The organism is Streptomyces sp. NPDC051913, from assembly GCF_044593635.1.
Taxonomy (GTDB): Bacteria; Actinomycetota; Actinomycetes; order Streptomycetales; family Streptomycetaceae; genus Streptomyces.
Genome location: NZ_JBIUCI010000013.1, coordinates 239,686 through 255,603, shown reverse-complemented (window position 1 = coordinate 255,603; position 15,918 = coordinate 239,686). Strand labels below are relative to the sequence as shown.

19 protein-coding genes are annotated in these 15,918 nt (G+C 68.8%); 11 read left to right on the top strand and 8 right to left on the bottom strand.

Annotated features, from left to right (window positions below; all coding sequences use genetic code 11):
- The first annotated feature begins 29 nt into the window (after positions 1 to 29).
- Both ACIHIX_RS33775 and serC read left to right on the top strand, forming a co-directional pair.
- Positions 30 to 1,289, top strand: coding sequence for a cytochrome P450 (locus tag ACIHIX_RS33775; protein ID WP_399962919.1), 1,260 nt, complete (start codon positions 30 to 32; stop codon positions 1,287 to 1,289).
- 87 nt (positions 1,290 to 1,376) lie between these two features.
- Positions 1,377 to 2,495 carry a phosphoserine transaminase gene (gene serC / locus ACIHIX_RS33770; RefSeq protein ID WP_399962918.1) on the top strand — a complete coding sequence of 373 codons (1,119 nt, stop codon included), beginning with the start codon at positions 1,377 to 1,379 and terminating at the stop codon, positions 2,493 to 2,495.
- A gap of 61 nt (positions 2,496 to 2,556) precedes the next feature.
- Here serC and ACIHIX_RS33765 read toward each other — a convergent pair whose 3' ends face one another.
- Positions 2,557 to 3,501, bottom strand: a complete 945-nt coding sequence (locus ACIHIX_RS33765) for an NADP-dependent oxidoreductase (RefSeq protein ID WP_399962916.1) — start codon at positions 3,499 to 3,501, stop codon at positions 2,557 to 2,559.
- A 66-nt stretch (positions 3,502 to 3,567) separates the two neighbouring features.
- Between ACIHIX_RS33765 and ACIHIX_RS33760 the strand changes: the two genes are divergently transcribed.
- Positions 3,568 to 3,990, top strand: coding sequence for a winged helix-turn-helix transcriptional regulator (locus ACIHIX_RS33760; RefSeq protein ID WP_399962914.1), 423 nt, complete (start codon positions 3,568 to 3,570; stop codon positions 3,988 to 3,990).
- Between the two features lie 37 nt (positions 3,991 to 4,027).
- On the opposite strand, the gene ACIHIX_RS33755 is transcribed toward ACIHIX_RS33760, so the two are convergent.
- Entirely contained in the window at positions 4,028 to 5,542 is a 1,515-nt protein-coding gene (locus tag ACIHIX_RS33755; RefSeq protein ID WP_399962912.1) for a cellulase family glycosylhydrolase, read from the bottom strand.
- Between the two features lie 117 nt (positions 5,543 to 5,659).
- Positions 5,660 to 6,649 (bottom strand): WD40 repeat domain-containing protein, encoded by a 990-nt coding sequence (locus ACIHIX_RS33750; RefSeq protein ID WP_399962911.1) that lies wholly within the window; start codon positions 6,647 to 6,649, stop codon positions 5,660 to 5,662.
- A gap of 94 nt (positions 6,650 to 6,743) precedes the next feature.
- Here ACIHIX_RS33750 and ACIHIX_RS33745 point away from each other — a divergent pair, with 94 nt between their 5' ends.
- Both ACIHIX_RS33745 and ACIHIX_RS33740 read left to right on the top strand, forming a co-directional pair.
- On the top strand, positions 6,744 to 7,427 hold the full coding sequence (locus tag ACIHIX_RS33745; protein ID WP_399962909.1) for an SGNH/GDSL hydrolase family protein: 684 nt from the start codon (positions 6,744 to 6,746) through the stop codon (positions 7,425 to 7,427).
- Between the two features lie 88 nt (positions 7,428 to 7,515).
- On the top strand, positions 7,516 to 8,121 hold the full coding sequence (locus ACIHIX_RS33740; RefSeq protein WP_399962907.1) for a Uma2 family endonuclease: 606 nt from the start codon (positions 7,516 to 7,518) through the stop codon (positions 8,119 to 8,121).
- On the opposite strand, the gene ACIHIX_RS33735 is transcribed toward ACIHIX_RS33740, so the two are convergent.
- Positions 8,118 to 8,432: a hypothetical protein gene (locus ACIHIX_RS33735; RefSeq protein ID WP_399962905.1), complete on the bottom strand. Its 315-nt coding sequence runs from the start codon at positions 8,430 to 8,432 to the stop codon at positions 8,118 to 8,120. The genes ACIHIX_RS33740 and ACIHIX_RS33735 overlap by 4 nt on opposite strands.
- A gap of 119 nt (positions 8,433 to 8,551) precedes the next feature.
- On the opposite strand from ACIHIX_RS33735, the gene ACIHIX_RS33730 reads away from it, so the two are divergent.
- The 3 genes from ACIHIX_RS33730 to ACIHIX_RS33720 are packed head-to-tail and all read left to right on the top strand — an operon-like array spanning position 8,552 to position 10,530.
- Positions 8,552 to 9,328: a Scr1 family TA system antitoxin-like transcriptional regulator gene (locus ACIHIX_RS33730; RefSeq protein ID WP_399963002.1), complete on the top strand. Its 777-nt coding sequence runs from the start codon at positions 8,552 to 8,554 to the stop codon at positions 9,326 to 9,328.
- A complete protein-coding gene (locus ACIHIX_RS33725; RefSeq protein ID WP_399962903.1) occupies positions 9,325 to 9,507 on the top strand; it encodes a DUF397 domain-containing protein in 183 nt (60 codons plus the stop codon). Before ACIHIX_RS33730 ends, ACIHIX_RS33725 begins: the two co-directional genes overlap by 4 nt.
- Before the next feature lie 30 nt (positions 9,508 to 9,537).
- Positions 9,538 to 10,530, top strand: a complete 993-nt coding sequence (locus ACIHIX_RS33720) for an aldo/keto reductase (RefSeq protein WP_399962901.1) — start codon at positions 9,538 to 9,540, stop codon at positions 10,528 to 10,530.
- 206 nt (positions 10,531 to 10,736) lie between these two features.
- Here ACIHIX_RS33720 and thpR read toward each other — a convergent pair whose 3' ends face one another.
- Entirely contained in the window at positions 10,737 to 11,309 is a 573-nt protein-coding gene (thpR, locus tag ACIHIX_RS33715; RefSeq protein WP_399962899.1) for an RNA 2',3'-cyclic phosphodiesterase, read from the bottom strand.
- Between the two features lie 34 nt (positions 11,310 to 11,343).
- Here thpR and ACIHIX_RS33710 point away from each other — a divergent pair, with 34 nt between their 5' ends.
- Positions 11,344 to 11,865 carry a GNAT family N-acetyltransferase gene (locus ACIHIX_RS33710; protein WP_399962897.1) on the top strand — a complete coding sequence of 174 codons (522 nt, stop codon included), beginning with the start codon at positions 11,344 to 11,346 and terminating at the stop codon, positions 11,863 to 11,865.
- A 26-nt stretch (positions 11,866 to 11,891) separates the two neighbouring features.
- Here the strand turns inward: ACIHIX_RS33710 and ACIHIX_RS33705 are convergent, their stop codons facing one another.
- On the bottom strand, positions 11,892 to 13,241 hold the full coding sequence (locus ACIHIX_RS33705) for an MFS transporter (protein ID WP_399962895.1): 1,350 nt from the start codon (positions 13,239 to 13,241) through the stop codon (positions 11,892 to 11,894).
- A gap of 24 nt (positions 13,242 to 13,265) precedes the next feature.
- A complete protein-coding gene (locus ACIHIX_RS33700; RefSeq protein ID WP_329337819.1) occupies positions 13,266 to 13,703 on the bottom strand; it encodes a MarR family transcriptional regulator in 438 nt (145 codons plus the stop codon).
- A 155-nt stretch (positions 13,704 to 13,858) separates the two neighbouring features.
- On the opposite strand from ACIHIX_RS33700, the gene ACIHIX_RS33695 reads away from it, so the two are divergent.
- The gene (locus ACIHIX_RS33695) at positions 13,859 to 14,041 is read left to right on the top strand and encodes a ribbon-helix-helix protein, CopG family (protein WP_266399294.1); all 183 of its coding nucleotides are present in this window, start codon (positions 13,859 to 13,861) and stop codon (positions 14,039 to 14,041) included.
- 7 nt (positions 14,042 to 14,048) lie between these two features.
- Here the strand turns inward: ACIHIX_RS33695 and ACIHIX_RS33690 are convergent, their stop codons facing one another.
- The gene (locus ACIHIX_RS33690) at positions 14,049 to 15,443 is read right to left on the bottom strand and encodes an NCS2 family permease (RefSeq protein ID WP_399962892.1); all 1,395 of its coding nucleotides are present in this window, start codon (positions 15,441 to 15,443) and stop codon (positions 14,049 to 14,051) included.
- Positions 15,444 to 15,586: 143 nt separating this feature from the next.
- Between ACIHIX_RS33690 and ACIHIX_RS33685 the strand changes: the two genes are divergently transcribed.
- A complete protein-coding gene (locus tag ACIHIX_RS33685; RefSeq protein WP_097265608.1) occupies positions 15,587 to 15,856 on the top strand; it encodes a DUF2530 domain-containing protein in 270 nt (89 codons plus the stop codon).
- Positions 15,857 to 15,918: the final 62 nt, after the last annotated feature.

Here is a 15,918-nt window from a genome sequence, read left to right as displayed (position 1 = left end):
CCTCACGCCGTCCGTCTGGAGACACCCCTATGACCACCGACCCGGAACAGACCCCCGAGCCGAAACAGACCCCCGCCCCTGCCCAGCCCCGCATAGCCCTCGACCCCTTCGTCGCCGACCTCGACGGCGAGAGCGCGCGGCTGCGCGCGGCCGGGCCGCTGGCCGCCGTGGAGCTGCCCGGCGGCGTCCCCGTCTGGGCGGTCACCCACCACGCCGAGGCGAAGGCGCTGCTCACCGACCCCCGCCTGGTGAAGGACATCAACGTCTGGGGTGCCTGGCAGCGCGGCGAGATCCCCGCGGACTGGCCGCTCATCGGCCTCGCCAACCCGGGCCGCTCGATGCTCACCGTCGACGGCGCCGACCATCGCCGGATGCGCACGCTGGTCGCCCAGGCGCTCACCCCGCGCCGGGTGGAGGAGATGCGGGAGCGGATCACGGCGCTCACCGAGAAGCTCCTGGACGGCCTGGAGGGCGACACCGTCGACCTCAAGGCGTCCTTCGCCTACCCGCTGCCCATGTACGTCATCGCCGACCTGATGGGCCTGGCCGAGTCGAAGCTCCCCCGTCTGAAGGAGCTGTTCGAGAAGTTCTTCTCGACGCAGACGCCGCCCCAGGAGGTCATCGCCACGCTGATGGAGCTGGCGGGCATCATGGCGGAGACGGTGGCCGCCAAGCGCGCCGAGCCCGGCGACGACCTCACCTCGGCCCTCATCCAGGCCTCCGAGAACGGCGACCACCTCACCGACGAGGAGATCGTCTCCACCCTCCAGCTGATGGTCGCGGCCGGCCATGAGACGACGATCTCGCTCATCGTCAACGCGGTGCTCCAGCTGTCACTCCACCCGGTCCAGCGCGCCCTGGTCCTCGCGGGCGAGGTCGACTGGTCCTCGGTCGTCGAAGAAACGCTCCGCCACTCCACCCCCACCTCCCACGTCCTGATCCGTTTCGCGACGGAGGACGTCCAGGTCGGCGACAAGGTCCTCCCGGCGGGCGACGCGCTGATCGTCTCGTACGCCGCGATCGGCCGCGACGAGCAGGCCCACGGCCCCACGGCGGGCGAGTTCGACATCACCCGGACCTCCCCGAACCGTCACATCAGCTTCGGCCACGGCCCGCACGTCTGCCCCGGCGCCGCCCTCTCCCGCCTGGAGGCCGGCGTGGCCCTCCCGGCCCTCTACGCCCGCTTCCCCGCCCTCGACCTGGCGGTCCCGGCGGCGGAACTCCGCAACAAGCCGGTGGTCACCCAGAACGACCTGTTCGAGCTGCCGGTGCGACTGATGGCACCGTAGATCCCCACAAGTCCACGGGCCGGAGGAGTCGTCTCATCGAACGGACGGGTTTCCATCCCGTTTCGCCGAGGAGATACCCTCCGGCTCGTGGCTGAGATCCAGATTCCCGCTGACATCAAGCCCGCCGACGGACGTTTCGGCGCGGGCCCCTCCAAGGTGCGTGTCGAGGCGCTGGACGCCCTCGCCGCGACCGGTACCTCCCTGCTCGGCACCTCCCACCGCCAGGCCCCGGTCAAGAACCTGGTCGGCAAGGTGCGCGAGGGGATCTCCGAGCTGTTCTCGCTCCCCGAGGGCTACGAGGTGATCCTCGGCAACGGCGGCTCCACCGCGTTCTGGGACGTCGCGACCCACGGTCTGATCGAGAACAAGTCGCAGCACCTGAACTTCGGCGAGTTCAGCTCGAAGTTCGCCAAGGCGGCCAAGCTCGCCCCGTGGCTGGCCGAGCCCACCGTCATCGCCTCCGACCCGGGCACGCACCCGGAGCCGCAGGCCGAGGCGGGCGTGGACGTCTACGCCTTCACCCACAACGAGACCTCCACGGGTGTCGCCGCCCCGATCAAGCGCGTGGCCGGTGCCGACGAGGGCTCGCTGGTCCTGGTCGACGCCACCTCCGGCGCCGGTGGCCTCCCGGTCGACATCGCCGAGACCGACGTCTACTACTTCGCCCCGCAGAAGTCCTTCGCCTCCGACGGCGGCCTGTGGATCGGCGTCTTCTCCCCGGCCGCGATCGAGCGCGCCGAGCGCGTCCACGCGTCCGGCCGCCACGTCCCGGAGTTCTTCTCGCTGCCCACCGCGATCGACAACTCCCGCAAGAACCAGACGTACAACACCCCGGCCCTCGCCACCCTCTTCCTGCTGAACCAGCAGCTGGAGTGGATCAACGGCCAGGGCGGCCTGGCGTGGTCGACGGCCCGTACGAAGGACTCGTCCACCCGTCTGTACACCTGGGCGGAGGAGTCGAAGCACGCGACGCCGTTCGTCACCGACGCCGCCAAGCGCTCGCAGGTCATCGGCACGATCGACTTCGCCGACGAGATCGACGCGGCCGCGATCGCCAAGGTCCTGCGCGCCAACGGCATCGTCGACACCGAGCCCTACCGCAAGCTCGGCCGCAACCAGCTCCGTGTCGCGATGTTCCCGGCGATCGACCCGGCGGACGTCGAGGCGCTGACGCGGTGCATCGACTACGTGATCGAGAAGCTGTAACCGCCTGAAGCGATACGACGACGAGGGCGCCCGGCAGGAAGCCGGGCGCCCTCGTCCGTCCTCACGGCACCAGCACGAGCTTGCCGGTCGTCCGCTTCTCCTCGATCGCCCGGTGGGCGTCGGCGGCCTCCGCCAGTGGATAGCTCCGCTCGACACTCACCCGCAGCCGCCCCGCCTCGATCCGCTCGGTGATCCCGGCCAGCAGCTCACCCGAGGGTTCGGCGGTCACCCACACATAGCGCAGCCCGCGCTCGGCGGCCCGCCCCTCATCGACCCCCGGGTCGATCGCCGCCCCCACGAGCAGCCCACCCGGCCGCAGCACCTCCAGCGAACGCTCCCCGTACTCGCCCCCGACCAGGTCAAGAACCACGTCCACCGGCGCCACCGCGTCCCGGAAGTCCACGGCCGTGTAGTCGATCACCTCGTCGGCGCCGAGCTCGCGCAGCCAGGCGTGCTTGGCCTCCCGTGCCGTGCCGATGACGTACGCGCCCAGCTCCTTCGCCAGCTGCACCGCGACATGCCCCACCCCGCCGGCCGCCGCGTGGATCAACACCCGGTCGCCGGGCCGCACCCGGGCCAACACGGACAGGGCCGTCCAGGCGGTGACCGCGACCAGGGGCACGGCGGCGGCCTGCGGCAGGCCGAGGTTCTTGGGCTTCGGGGCCAGCACGGCGGCCGGTACGGCGGTGTACTCGGCGTACGCCCCGCGCGGGGAGAGCGGCAGCAGCCCGTACACCTCGTCCCCCACCCCGAACCGGCTCACCCCGGGCCCGACGCCCGCCACGACCCCGGCGACGTCGTTCCCCGGCGTCCACGGCAGGGTCACCAGCTCCGGCACCCGCCCGGACCGCAACACCGTGTCCCCGGGGTTCACCCCGGCACCCCCGACCCGCACGAGCACCTCTCCGGGCCCGGGCTCGGGCACGTCGGTCTCGGCGTAGGCGAGGACGTCGGGACCACCGAAGGCGGACTGGACGATGGCATGCATACGGTTCACGCGGTTCATGCCCTCATCCTCGGCCGCCGCGATCCCCGCGCGGAAGAAGGCACTTCTCTGGTATCGAGGTTCCTCATGGATACCGGCTTCGACCTCAGAGAACACGGCGGCGTGGACGTCTTCCTGCGCGACTGCCCCACCCGCGCCGTGCTGGAGGTGATCGCGAGCAAGTGGACCATGCTGGTACTGGTGGCCCTGGAGGACGGCCGCCCGATGCGCTTCACCGAGCTGCGCCGCCGCCTGGACGGCGTGACCCAGAAGGTCCTGACCTCGACCCTGCGCTCCCTGGAACGCGAGGGCCTGCTGACCCGCACGGTCCACCCGACCGTCCCGCCACGCGTGGAGTACCAACTCACCGCCCTCGGCCGGGAGATGGGCACCCTGATCCAGCACATCACCGACTGGTCACAGGCCAACATCGACACCATCCGGGCGGCCCGCCAGGAGTTCGACGAACGCGCCGAGGCCGATGCCGACCCTCATCCCGTACGACGGTGAGGGCGCCCGGCACACCCCGCGCCGGGCGCCCCACCGCTCAGCTCGCCGTGCAGCTCACCGTCGGCACACCCCCGCCCCCGGGCGCACCGCCGAACCCGAAGCTCGCCGAACCACCGACGGCCACCGCCCCGTTGTGCGCGGCGTTGGTCGCGGTGACCGTCGCCCCGGACTGGGTGTAGGACGCGTTCCACATGTTGGTGACCTTCTGGGACCCGCTCCAGGTCCAGGTCACCTTCCAGGAACCGATCGCGGTGGTACCGGAGTTGGTGACCTTCACCTCGGCGTTGAAGCCACTGCCCCAGTCACTGCTGACGGTGTAGGCGGCGGTGCAGGCCGCCGTGCCCCCGCCCGGATCGCCGGGGTCCGTGGGACCGCCCCCGCCACTCGGGAAGCCCGGCGCCTTGATGCTCGCCAGATACCCGTCCTTCACCGTGTCCACGGTCTGCCAGTCGTCCTTCAGGATCCCGCCCGTGTCACCGGAGTTGGGGTTCCACGACCAGAAGGTCCAGTGGAAGGAGTCCGACCCGTAGGTCGAGGTCGGCCGCAGATACGAGACCAGCGCCGCCAGCCACTTCTGGTCCACGGTCGACTGGAGCGTCGTCCCGAACTCCCCCACCCACACCGGGGCGATGTTCTGCTTGAAGATGTAACCCCAGTACTTGTCCCAGATCCCCGGCATGTTCGCGGGGAAGGACGGATCGCTGAACCAGCTCTGCTGGGCGACGCTCGTGGCGTAGTCGTGGGCGGAGTAGACGACCCGGTTGGCGACGTTCAGGTTCACCGGGTACTGGCCGACGCCCATCAGGTTGCCGCCCCACCAGCCGGAGACACCGTTGAAGGTCTGCACGCCCTCGACGAAGATCAGCAGGTCGGGGTTGACGGAGAGCACCGCGTTGCCGGCCCGCTGGGCGGCGAGCCGCCAGTCGGTGGCCGTGTCGCCGCAGCCCCAACAGGCCGGGTCGTGCGGCTCGTTGTGCAGGTCGATGCCGACGACGGTGTCCTTGCCGAGATAACGGGTGGCCAGGGCCTTGAGGTTGGCGATCCACGTCGACTCCGGCACGGCGCTCGTGTACCAGAGCGCGGACTGGCCACCGGAGTCCGGGCGGTGCCGGTCGAGGATGACCTTGAGCCCGTCCTGTCCGGCGTACGCGACGATCTTGTCCAGTACGCCGAGGGAGTTGAGCCCCTGGAGGTCGGCGTTCTTGCCGCTGCTGAAGTCGATGCTGGCGGGGACGGTTCCCGACTTGAAGATGTCGTCGCTGTACGGGATACGGATGGTGTTGTAGCCCAGCGATTTCATCTGGTCGATCATGGACTTGTAGTCGCGGGACCAGAGGCCGTGGACGACGTAGTTGCCGGTCTCGAAGCCGAACCAGTTGATCCCGGCGACCCGGACCGCCTGCCCGTTCGCGTCCAGGATCTGCCGCCCGCTGGTGTGCCAGTACCCGGCACCGGCGTCGGCCGCGGCCGCCTGGGCCGCGGGCTGCACACCGACCAGGAGCGGTAACAGAAGCGCCGCCGCGCACAGCGCTCTTCGCAAGGTGCGGAACATGTCGCTGCCTTCTCTAGGGGATACGGGCCCGGAACCGAGTGGGAGCGCTCCCACACCCGCACCTCATATGGAAGTCAAGCCACATGGACACGTCAAGACATCGGACGCAACGACGATTCAGCGTCGCGGGCGCAGCAGCCTCCGGAACCCGAGGACGACGGCGACCACGGCCGCGACGGCGAGGGCGCCGACCTTGACGGTGCCGTTGCCGCCGCCATCCCCCTCACCTGAGGCCGAACTACCGCCACCCGAAGGCGACTTGGACGATCCGCCGTCACCGGGCGCGTCCTGCGCCACCACTTCGCTCCCCTCGCCCTCACTCCCGAGCATGAGCTTCGTGCCGTCCGCGGAGTAGGTGACGGACTCCCCCTGCCCGAGGGGCACGCTCAGCCGCCCCTTCCGCTTCAGGTCTCCGCCGTTCCAGTCGTACCAGATGCCGCCGAAGTACCCGCGTACGGCGAGCTGTTGACCGTCCGGCGAGAAGGCGGCGTCGGTGGCCCAGAGGTCGACGGACTTGACGGGCTCGAAGACGTTCGTGCCGGACGTGGAGAGCTTGGCGGGTCCTTCGTAGAGATGCCCGCCGTCCTCCTGCTTGTCGATGATGTAGACGCGCCCCGTCTTGGGATGGACGATCATCGACTCGGCGTCCCGGGAGCCGTCGGTGTACTTCACGACGTACTGCTTGGCGCGGACGGTCTGGTCGGTGAGGTGCTTCGGCTCGGGAAGCTGATAGATCCAGACGTACGGCCAGCTCACACCGTCGTTGTCGCCGATGTCCCCGACGTAGATCTGGTTGTCGGGCCCGATGGCGATGGCCTCGACGTCCCGCTGCTGCCCGACCCCGGCGAGGGTGACGCGGGCGACGGTCTTCCCGGTGGCGCTGTCCACGGCGTAGATGTAGCTGCCGGTGTCCTGGTCGTTGTGGGTCCAGTAGATGCCGGGGTGCTGGTGGGAGGCGGCGAGGCCGCTGGACTCGGTGATGCGGGAGTCCTCGATGGTGAAGTCCTTGTCACCCTTGCCGTCCCCGTCGGCGGCGACGGCGGCGGGGGCCGCGCCCATGAGAAGGAGCAGGGCGGAGGCTCCGACGACACCCAGTAGCGCACGCATGCGGTCAAGCTTGCCATCCCGGGATGGGGAGGGATGGTGATCACGTGGTGACTGTCACACCCCACCTCTCGCCGTGATCGTTCATCATGAGCGGATGCTCAGGTTCATGCCCGTCGGCGACTCCATGACGATCGGAAGCGCGGGCGAACACACATGGCGTTACCGGATGTGGCAGCACCTGCGCGATACGTACGGCGGCCCGTTCGCCGTGGTGGGCCCGCGCGAGACCCTGCACGACAAGGCGACGGACGCGCCGACGTCGTACGAGTACGCCGACCCGGACTTCCCGAGCGCCCATCTGGCGGGCTGGGGCGAGGGGTGGCTGCACATGACGCCGCTGATCGGGGAGGCGGTGCGGTCGTGCCGGGCGAATGTGTTGCTCGTCTCGCTCGGCCTGATCGACCTGGGCTTCTATACGAACGCGGAGCAGACGGCGGAGAACGCGCGCGCGTTCGTCGCGGCGGCGAGGGAAGCGAACCCGCGGGTCCGAATGGTCGTCCTCCCCGTCCTCACGAACGTCCGCGTCCAGGAGGACGCCGACTTCGCCGCCCAGGTCACCCTCTTCAACGAGCTGCTCGCGAAGGCGGTTGCCGACCTCGACGAGCCGCGCTCGCCGCTGCTGCTGGCGTCGCCGCCGGAGTCGTACGACTTCACGGTCGACACGTACGACGGGACGCATCCGAACGCCGACGGTGAGCACAAGATCGCGGGGGCGTTCGCGGAGGCGATGTACCAGGCGTGGGGATGGGGACAGACGTACGAGGCCGGAACAGACTGACTGAATATCGGCGTACCTCGATCACCGTGCGTATCGTTGTACTGCGCGGCTGCACCTGTCCGTGGGGCAGCCGGGGAGGAGCGCCACGATGACCGTCGTAGAGACCGACAGGATCGAGATGGCTGAGAGCGGCGACAGGAATGCCCTGGACGTAATGTTCAAAGCGCTCGGGCGAGACCACTTCCTCGAAGGCTACCGAGTCGAAATTGTCGGGGGAGCCGTCTTCATGACGCCGCAACGGAGCACGCACTGGCAGATCATTCGCCGAATCGTCCGAGCCCTGGAAGACAGGTTCGGCATGGATGTGATGGTCCTCTCCGACGTCCGCATCGATTTCCCCGGACACCAGAACGGCTTCTGCCCTGACGTGGCGAAACTACAGGATGAGGCGGTGTGGAGCCACGAGCGCGGTTGGCGCTATGAGGACGTCGAGTTTGTCGCCGAGGTCATCTCCAAGGGCACTGCCGAGAACGACTACCACGCTAAAAAGTCCGCATATGCGGAAGCCGGAGTCGCCGCCTATCTCATCGTGGATCCCTACGAAGGCCAGTGCCACCTCTACACCCAGCCCAAGGAGGGGGACAGCGGTTCCGACTACGCCAACCAGCTCACATACTCCTTCGGCTACGAGGTCGATCTGACCTGCACCCCGGCCGACCTCGTCCTCAAGACCGACGATTTCCCCCGGGACTAAGTAGTGAGCGCGGGCACACCCACGTAGGCCATCCCTCCGTGACTGCGCGTCAGCACCCTCACCCCGGGTGGCCATGCATAGCCACCGCCGGTTTGCGGGGGCAACAGGAAGTACATGTTCCGGTCGCCGGTCGACTCCCTGACGATCGGGCCCGCGTCGAAGTCCGTACAGCGCAGCAGCTCGGAGGCGACGCGCTCGGCCAGCGGTTCCCGCATACGGACGGCGTCGAAGTGCACGCCGGCGAGGCGTAGTGCGTGACCGGCGTCGGGGATCCAGCGCGGGATCCAGGGGGCGTCGATTCTCTCGTTCATGCCGCAAATCGTGGCGGGCGCTCACATACTGTGACCAGGGGTACTCAAGGGTGGTGCAGGGCTGTGCACTTGGGGAGGCGGTTGTGCACGCAGGCGATCAAGGGTCGGGGAACCTGGAGATGTTCGGCTCGTTGCTGAGGTTCTTTCGAGAGCGGGCCGGGATGACACAGGAGTCACTCGCCCATCGCGTCGGGTACTCCAAGTCCCAAGTGGCCATGGTGGAAAGGGCCGAGCGGGCACCCAAGGGCCAGCTGATCGAGATCGCGGACGAGGCGCTGGGTGCACAAGGTGCACTGATCGCGGCTGGGATGAAGCTGAGGGTCAGCAGGTTCCCGTCCTGGTTCGAGGACTACGCGGCGCTGGAGGCGAGGGCCAGCGCGATCTACATGTACGCCAACCACGTGATCCCGGGCCTGCTCCAGACGCAGCACTACGCACGGGCCACCTTCGAGGTTCACCGTCCGTCCCTGGACGACGAGGAGATCGAGGCCCGGCTCACCGCCCGCCTCGACCGGCAACAGGCCTTGGAACGCAAGCCCACCCCGGTCGTCGCCTTCGTGCTGGAGGAGCACATCCTCAGGCGCCCGCTCGGCGGCGACCAGGTACTCAAAGAGCAGTTGGGCCACATCCTCGACGTCGGCAGGCGCCGCAACATCGAGATCCAGGTGATGCCGACCCACCGCGAGGACCACGCCGGTCTCGACGGCCCCATGATCCTGCTGGAGACCGACGAACCCGACCGCATCACCTACGTCGAGGGCCCCAACAACGGCTACTTCGTCAGCCAACAGCCGGAGCTGGGCCAGATGTTCGCACGGTATGGCATTCTGCGAGCGCAGGCCCTCAATCCCGAGGAGTCCGCTCAGTTGATCAGCGAGGTGGCAGGCAGCCTATGAGCACGGACCTGAACTGGTTCAAGAGCAGCTACAGCAGCGGCCAGGGCGGCGAGTGCCTCGAAGTGGCCCTCACCCCCACCACCATCCACCTCCGCGACTCAAAAACCCCCGAACCCCACGCCCCCCACCTCCACCTCACCCCCACCACCTGGTCCACCTTCCTGAAGTCGCTTGCCTAGAGCGCACTCCACGCCGTTGGCTAAGAAGTCATGAAGTACACGCAGCTCGGACGCACGGGACTCAAGGTCAGCCGGCTCGTCCTCGGCACCATGAACTTCGGCCCGCAGACAGACGAAGCCGACAGCCACGCCATCATGGACGCGGCGCTGAACGCGGGCATCAACTTCTTCGACACCGCCAACGTCTACGGCTGGGGCGAGAACAAGGGCCGTACCGAAGAGATCATCGGCAACTGGTTCGCCAAGAACCCCGCCCACCGCGACGCGACCGTCCTCGCCACCAAGGTCTACGGCAACATGGCCGCCGACGGTGAGGCCTGGCCCAACCACGACAAACTCTCGGCGCTGAACATCCGCCGTGCCGTCGACGCGTCGCTCAAGCGGCTCCGGACCGATCACATCGACGTCTACCAGTTCCACCACGTCGACCGTGCCACCCCCTTCGAGGAGATCTGGCAGGCGATCGACGTCCTGATCCAGCAGGGCAAGATCCTCTACGCCGGTTCCTCCAACTTCCCGGGTTACAAGATCGCCCAGGCCAACGAGATCGCCGCCCGCCGCGGCGGCACCATCGGCCTCGTCAGCGAGCAGTGCCTCTACAACCTCTCCGAGCGTCGCGCCGAGATGGAGGTCATCCCGGCCGCCCAGGAGTACGGCCTCGGCGTAATCCCCTGGTCGCCGCTGCACGGCGGCATGCTGGGCGGGGTCATCAAGAAGGAGGTCGCGGGCGGTCGCCGCACGTCCGGCCGTACGGCGGAGGCGCTCACGAACCCGGCCGTGCGCGCGCAGATCCAGTCGTACGAGGATCTCCTCGACAAGCACGGCCTGGAACCCGGCGAGACGGCCCTGGCCTGGCTCCTCACCCGCCCCGGCGTCACGGGCCCGATCGTCGGCCCGCGCACCGCAGACCAGCTCGCCTCAGCGATCCGCGCCACAGAGCTGGAACTGAGCGAAGAACTCCTGACCGACCTCAACGAGATCTTCCCGGGCCCGGGCCCGTCCCCCGAGGCCTTCGCCTGGTAATCACCGGTTAGGGCAATCGCCCCTCAGGGGCGCGGGGAACTGCGCGACCAGCCACATCCGGCCCGCAGCCAAAACCAAACCCGCAGTTCCCCGGCCCCGCCCCGCACTACTTACCGAGCGCCGCCGCCAACGCGACAACGCCAAACATCAGCACCAGCACAACGGCCATGATCCGGTTCCGGGTCTTCGGGTCCACACCCCCGAGCCTAACCGGCCGCCCCGAACCCCCACCGACCGACCACCTCATACCGAGGCTGCTCCCCCGGCACCCCCGACCTCGGCAGGCTGCTCCGCACGAGCGCCAGCTCACCCACGGTCCACCGCCGCCCCTCGAAGCCGGCCAGCGCCGTGACGTACGGCCGCACATCCACCTCCGACCGACTCCGCGCCACGGTCAGATGGGCCTTGTACCGCCGGTGCTCCCCCATGTCGACGCCCGCCTTGCGCCCGGCCGCCTCCGCCCGCTCCGCCAGCAGCCGCAGCGCCGCCATGTCGCCGTCCGCCCCGATCCACAGGGCCCGACCCCGCCCGAACTGCCCGCCCCGACGCAGGCCCAGCGAGAAAGCCTCCGTACGCCCCGCCGCGCGCTCCAGCCGGGCCGACAGTTCCGGTACGACGTCGTCGTCGACCTCGCCGTAGAACGCCAGCGTGAAGTGCCACCCGGGCCGCCCGGTCCAGCGCAGCGCATCCGCCCCCGGCAGCCGCTTCAACGCATCCAACTCGGCGGCCAGTTCCTCGGCCACGTCCTCCGGCGGCAGCACGGCGGCGAAAAGTCTCATGTCGCTCACCTTGGCAAAGATCTACGCTGCCGTCATGGCGATCACCATCAGGAACGGCGACCACGACGACATCCCCGCGATACTCGGCATGCTGGACAGCTGTGTGGAGTGGCTGGTCGCACAGGGGCGGACCGGGCAGTGGGGGTCGAAGCCGCTGTCGGAGAGCCCGAAGACCGTGGAGTCCGTCACCCGGTACATGGACGACGGCGTCACCTACATCGCCGAGGTGGACGGCGTACCGGCCGCCACCCTCAGCCTCACCGACGCGCCCGGCGCCTATCTGGCCCATCTCCCGGCGCCCGGCGAACCCGAGCGGTACATCCACTGGTTGGCCTCGGAGCGCCGCTTCAAGGGCCAGGGGGCGGGGAGCGCCCTCATCGAGCACGCCGCCAAGGAGACCCGGCGGGCAGGGGTCGGACTGCTCCGCGTGGACTGCTACGCGGGCGACGACGGCAAGCTCGTCCGCTACTACGAGAACAACGGCTTCAGCCGCGTCGAGGCCTTCACGGTCGGCGAGCAGCGGTGGCCGGGGCAGTTGCTGGCCCGGAGGGTCTGACCCCCCGAGCCAGCGGCGGGCAGCAGCTACGCCGCCGTGGCCAACTGCTCCGCCGCCTCGCGCGGCACGAAGCGGACGTGCGGGTGGCCGTGGTTCCAGCCGACCGACAGCCGCAGGTTGCCGAGCCGGGCCAGGGCCAGGCCGATGACGATCGCGGCGGCGGCGGCGATCGCGCCGCCCACCGCCATGCCCGCCCGCACTCCGTACGCGTCGGTGATCCAGCCCGCGATCGGGGCGCCCAGCGGGGCGCCGCCCATGAACACCATCATGTAGAGGGACATCACCCGGCCGCGCATGGCCGGGTCGGTGCTCAGCTGGACGCTGCTGTTGGCGGTGACGTTGACCGTCATGCCGAACATGCCGATCGGCATCATCAGCAGGGCGAACAGCCACAGGGACGGGGCGACGGACGCCACCATCTCCAGCGCGCCGAAGGCCACCGCGCCCACCACCAGCACCCGCAGCCGGGCGGTGCCGCGGCGGGCGGCGAGGAGGGCGCCCGCGAGGGAGCCGATCGCCATGACGGTGTTGAAGAGGCTGTAGGAGCCGGCGCCGGCGTGGAAGACGTCGTCGGCGAAGGCGGACAGGTACACGGGGAAGTTGAAGCCGAAGGTCGACACGAAGCCGACGAGCACGATCGTCCAGATCAGGTCCGGGCGCCCGGCCACATACCGCAACCCCTCCCGCAGCTGGCCCTTGCCGCGCGGGGCGCGATGCACGGCGTGCAGGTCGCGGGCGCGCATCAGCAGCAGGCCGGCGATCGGCGCGATGAAGCTGAGGCCGTTCGCCAGGAACGCCCAGCCGGTGCCGACGCCCGTGATCATCAGACCGGCGACGGCCGGGCCGATCAGGCGGGCCGACTGGAAGTTCGCGGAGTTGAGGCTGACGGCGTTCTGGAGCTGGTCGGGGCCGACCATCTCGGAGACGAAGGTCTGCCGGGCCGGGTTGTCGACGACGGTGGCGAGGCCGACGGCGAAGGCGGCGACGTAGACGTGCCAGACCTCGACGTGGCCGGTCAGGGTGAGGAAGGCGAGCGCCAGGCCGGTGAGGGCCATCGCCGACTGGGTGACCAGGAGGGTGGGGCGCTTGGGGAGACGGTCGACGAGTACGCCGCCGTAGAGGCCGAAGAGGAGCATCGGCAGGAACTGGAGTGCCGTCGTGACACCGACGGCGGTCGCGGAGCCGGTGAGGCTGAGGACGAGCCAGTCCTGGGCGATGCGCTGCATCCAGGTACCGGTGTTGGAGACGACCTGCCCCAGGAAGAAGAGGCGGTAGTTGCGGTTCCTGAGCGAGCTGAACATCGAGGACTTGCCAGGGTCCTCAAGGGTCGGAGTGGACGGTGCGGGGGCGGAGTCTGCTCCGGGTCCCGAACTCAAAAGGGTTCGCCTCCTCAAGACGGATCACAGGTGTGCGAGCTTCTCCAGCACGGGGGCGGCGGCGCGCAGTTTCGCCCACTCGTCCTCGTCGAGACCGTCGACCAGGGCGGCCAGGAAGGCGTTGCGCTTGGCGCGGCTCTCGGCGAGCATCGCCTCCGCCTGCTCCGTCTTCGTGACGACCTTCTGGCGGCGGTCCTCGGGGTGTGGCTCAAGCCGGACCAGGCCCTTGGCCTCCAGCAGTGCCACGATGCGGGTCATCGACGGCGGCTGTACGTGCTCCTTGCGGGCGAGTTCGCCCGGGGTGGCCTTGCCGCAGATGGAGAGGGTGCCCAGGACCGACATCTCGGTAGGGCTCAGCGACTCGTCGACCCGCTGGTGCTTGAGTCGGCGTGACAGTCGCATCACGGCGGAGCGGAGGGAGTTCACGGCGGCTACGTCGTCGCCATGGGTAAGGTCCGGCATGTTCTTTAGGTTAACTCATTACCCTGACTAAGGACCAGGCGAATCAGGCCCAGATGCCCGTGACTCCCCTCACTGAACCCCTTCATCACCCGTACGAGTGAGCCGGTTCCGGAAAGTGACACACCGGTCAGTTCTGTGCGGCGACCCTCGTACTCATGGGGACCAGCGTGCTCAGCCTGCGGATAGACGGGGAGCTGCTCGACCGGCTCCGGGACCATGCGGCCAAAAGGGGAATGAGCGTCCAGGACTATGTGGTCCAGACGCTCATTCGGGACGACTTCGACGAGCGGTTCCAGACCGCCGTCGAGGAGACGGAGAAGTTCTACGGACTGACGTGAGAGAGCCTTACGTCAGACCCAGCGCCGGCATCAGGTAGTAGAAGGCGAAGACGGCGGAGACGACGTACATCGCGACCGGGATCTCCTTGCCGCGGCCCGCCGACAGGCGCAGCACCACGAAGGTGATGAAGCCCATGCCGATGCCGTTGGTGATGGAGTAGGTGAACGGCATCATCACCATCGTGATGAAGGCCGGGATGGCGATCGTGTAGTCGGCCCAGTCGATCTCCTTGACCGAGTTGGCCAGGATCATGAAGCCGACCGCGAGCAGCGCCGGGGTGGCCGCCTGGGACGGGACCATCGTGGCGACGGGCGTGAGGAACAGCGCCACGGTGAAGAGGCCGCCGGTGACGAGGTTCGCGAAGCCGGTGCGGGCACCCTCGCCGACGCCGGCCGTGGACTCCACGAACGCCGTGGTGGCGGAGGAGGAGCTCGCGCCGCCCGCCGCGACGGCGAGGCCGTCGACGAAGAGGACCTTGTTGATGCCGGGCATCTGGCCCTGGGCGTCGGTCAGCTTGGCCTCGTCGCTGACGCCCATGATCGTGCCCATCGCGTCGAAGAAGCACGACAGCAGCACGGTGAAGACGAAGAGGATGCCGGTCAGCACTCCGACCTTGTCGAAGCCGCCGAACAGGCTGACCTCGCCGATGAGACCGAAGTCGGGGGTGGCGACCGGGTTGCCGGGCCACTCGGGCGTCGTCAGACCCCAGGACGGGATGGTGGCGACGGCGTCGATGATCATCGCGAGGACGGTCATGGCGACGATCGAGATCAGGATCGCGCCGGGGACCTTGCGGACGATGAGCGCGAGGGTGAGCAGCGCGCCGAGGATGAAGATCAGGACCGGCCAGCCGTTGAGGTGGCCGTCGGCGCCGAGCTGGAGCGGGACGGTGGTGTGCGCGGCGTCCGGGATGCGGGAGACGAAGCCGGAGTCGACGAGCCCGATCAGCATGATGAACAGGCCGATACCGATGCTGATGGCCTTGCGCAGGCCGAAGGGCACCGCGTTCATGACGCGCTCGCGCAGACCGGTCGCGACCAGCAGCATCACGATGAAGCCCGCCAGGACCACCATGCCCATGGCGTCCGGCCACGACATCCGGGGCGCCAGCTGGAGGGCGACGACCGAGTTCACGCCGAGACCGGCGGCCAGCGCGATCGGCACGTTGCCGATGACGCCCATGAGGAGCGTGGTGAAGGCCGCGGTGACACAGGTCGCGGTGACGAGCTGGCCGTTGTCGAGCTGGTGCCCGTACATGTCCTTCGCGCTGCCCAGGATGATCGGGTTGAGCACGATGATGTAGGCCATCGCGAAGAAGGTGGCGAAACCGCCGCGGATCTCCCGGGGCAGGGTGCTGCCCCGCTCCGAGATCCTGAAGTAACGGTCAAGGGCGGTCGACATTGGATGTTCCTACGATGAGAAGTGGACAGACGCAAACAGTTTCAGTATGAACATATGAGAGCCGGGATGCCTATCTCCGCGCGTAGACCGGCGTGCCCGCCCACCCCTCCGGCCGCGCCGCGATCGCCTCGTAAGCTGTGCCCATGGCGAAGTGGACCCCGCAGCACGAAGCACCGGAGCCCCTGGAGGGCCCGATCGTGCCGACGATCATCGGCGGCACGATCCTCTGGTTCGTCCTCTTCCTCGTCCAGCTCCCCTTCTACGGCTGGTTCGACGACCGCGGACACGCCTGGTGGGTGTGGACCTGCCTGGCCGGCGCGGGCCTCGGGCTGATCGGCATCTACTACGTCCGCAGGCGCGACGCCGCCATCAAACGGGCCGAGGCCGCCGGGACTCTACGGGAAGCCGAGTAGGGCCGTACTACCTGGGCACCACTCGGCCCCGCCGACTCTCCTCCCCAGGTCGGAACTTCCGC

Bases quoted from the DNA above. Each gene is read 5' to 3' on its own strand.
- ACIHIX_RS33695 (WP_266399294.1), top strand. From the start codon at position 13,859: ATGGGGACCAGCGTGCTCAGCCTGCGGATAGACGGGGAGCTGCTCGAC.
- ACIHIX_RS33750 (WP_399962911.1), bottom strand. From the start codon at position 6,649: ATGCGTGCGCTACTGGGTGTCGTCGGAGCCTCCGCCCTGCTCCTTCTC.
- ACIHIX_RS33765 (WP_399962916.1), bottom strand. From the start codon at position 3,501: ATGAACCGCGTGAACCGTATGCATGCCATCGTCCAGTCCGCCTTCGGT.
- ACIHIX_RS33720 (WP_399962901.1), top strand. From the start codon at position 9,538: ATGAAGTACACGCAGCTCGGACGCACGGGACTCAAGGTCAGCCGGCTC.
- ACIHIX_RS33755 (WP_399962912.1), bottom strand. From the start codon at position 5,542: ATGTTCCGCACCTTGCGAAGAGCGCTGTGCGCGGCGGCGCTTCTGTTA.
- ACIHIX_RS33690 (WP_399962892.1), bottom strand. From the start codon at position 15,443: ATGTCGACCGCCCTTGACCGTTACTTCAGGATCTCGGAGCGGGGCAGC.
- ACIHIX_RS33760 (WP_399962914.1), top strand. From the start codon at position 3,568: ATGGATACCGGCTTCGACCTCAGAGAACACGGCGGCGTGGACGTCTTC.
- ACIHIX_RS33735 (WP_399962905.1), bottom strand. From the start codon at position 8,432: ATGAACGAGAGAATCGACGCCCCCTGGATCCCGCGCTGGATCCCCGAC.
- thpR (WP_399962899.1), bottom strand. From the start codon at position 11,309: ATGAGACTTTTCGCCGCCGTGCTGCCGCCGGAGGACGTGGCCGAGGAA.
- ACIHIX_RS33745 (WP_399962909.1), top strand. From the start codon at position 6,744: ATGCTCAGGTTCATGCCCGTCGGCGACTCCATGACGATCGGAAGCGCG.
- ACIHIX_RS33740 (WP_399962907.1), top strand. From the start codon at position 7,516: ATGACCGTCGTAGAGACCGACAGGATCGAGATGGCTGAGAGCGGCGAC.
- ACIHIX_RS33700 (WP_329337819.1), bottom strand. From the start codon at position 13,703: ATGCCGGACCTTACCCATGGCGACGACGTAGCCGCCGTGAACTCCCTC.
- ACIHIX_RS33725 (WP_399962903.1), top strand. From the start codon at position 9,325: ATGAGCACGGACCTGAACTGGTTCAAGAGCAGCTACAGCAGCGGCCAG.
- ACIHIX_RS33730 (WP_399963002.1), top strand. From the start codon at position 8,552: ATGTTCGGCTCGTTGCTGAGGTTCTTTCGAGAGCGGGCCGGGATGACA.
- ACIHIX_RS33710 (WP_399962897.1), top strand. From the start codon at position 11,344: ATGGCGATCACCATCAGGAACGGCGACCACGACGACATCCCCGCGATA.
- ACIHIX_RS33685 (WP_097265608.1), top strand. From the start codon at position 15,587: ATGGCGAAGTGGACCCCGCAGCACGAAGCACCGGAGCCCCTGGAGGGC.
- ACIHIX_RS33775 (WP_399962919.1), top strand. From the start codon at position 30: ATGACCACCGACCCGGAACAGACCCCCGAGCCGAAACAGACCCCCGCC.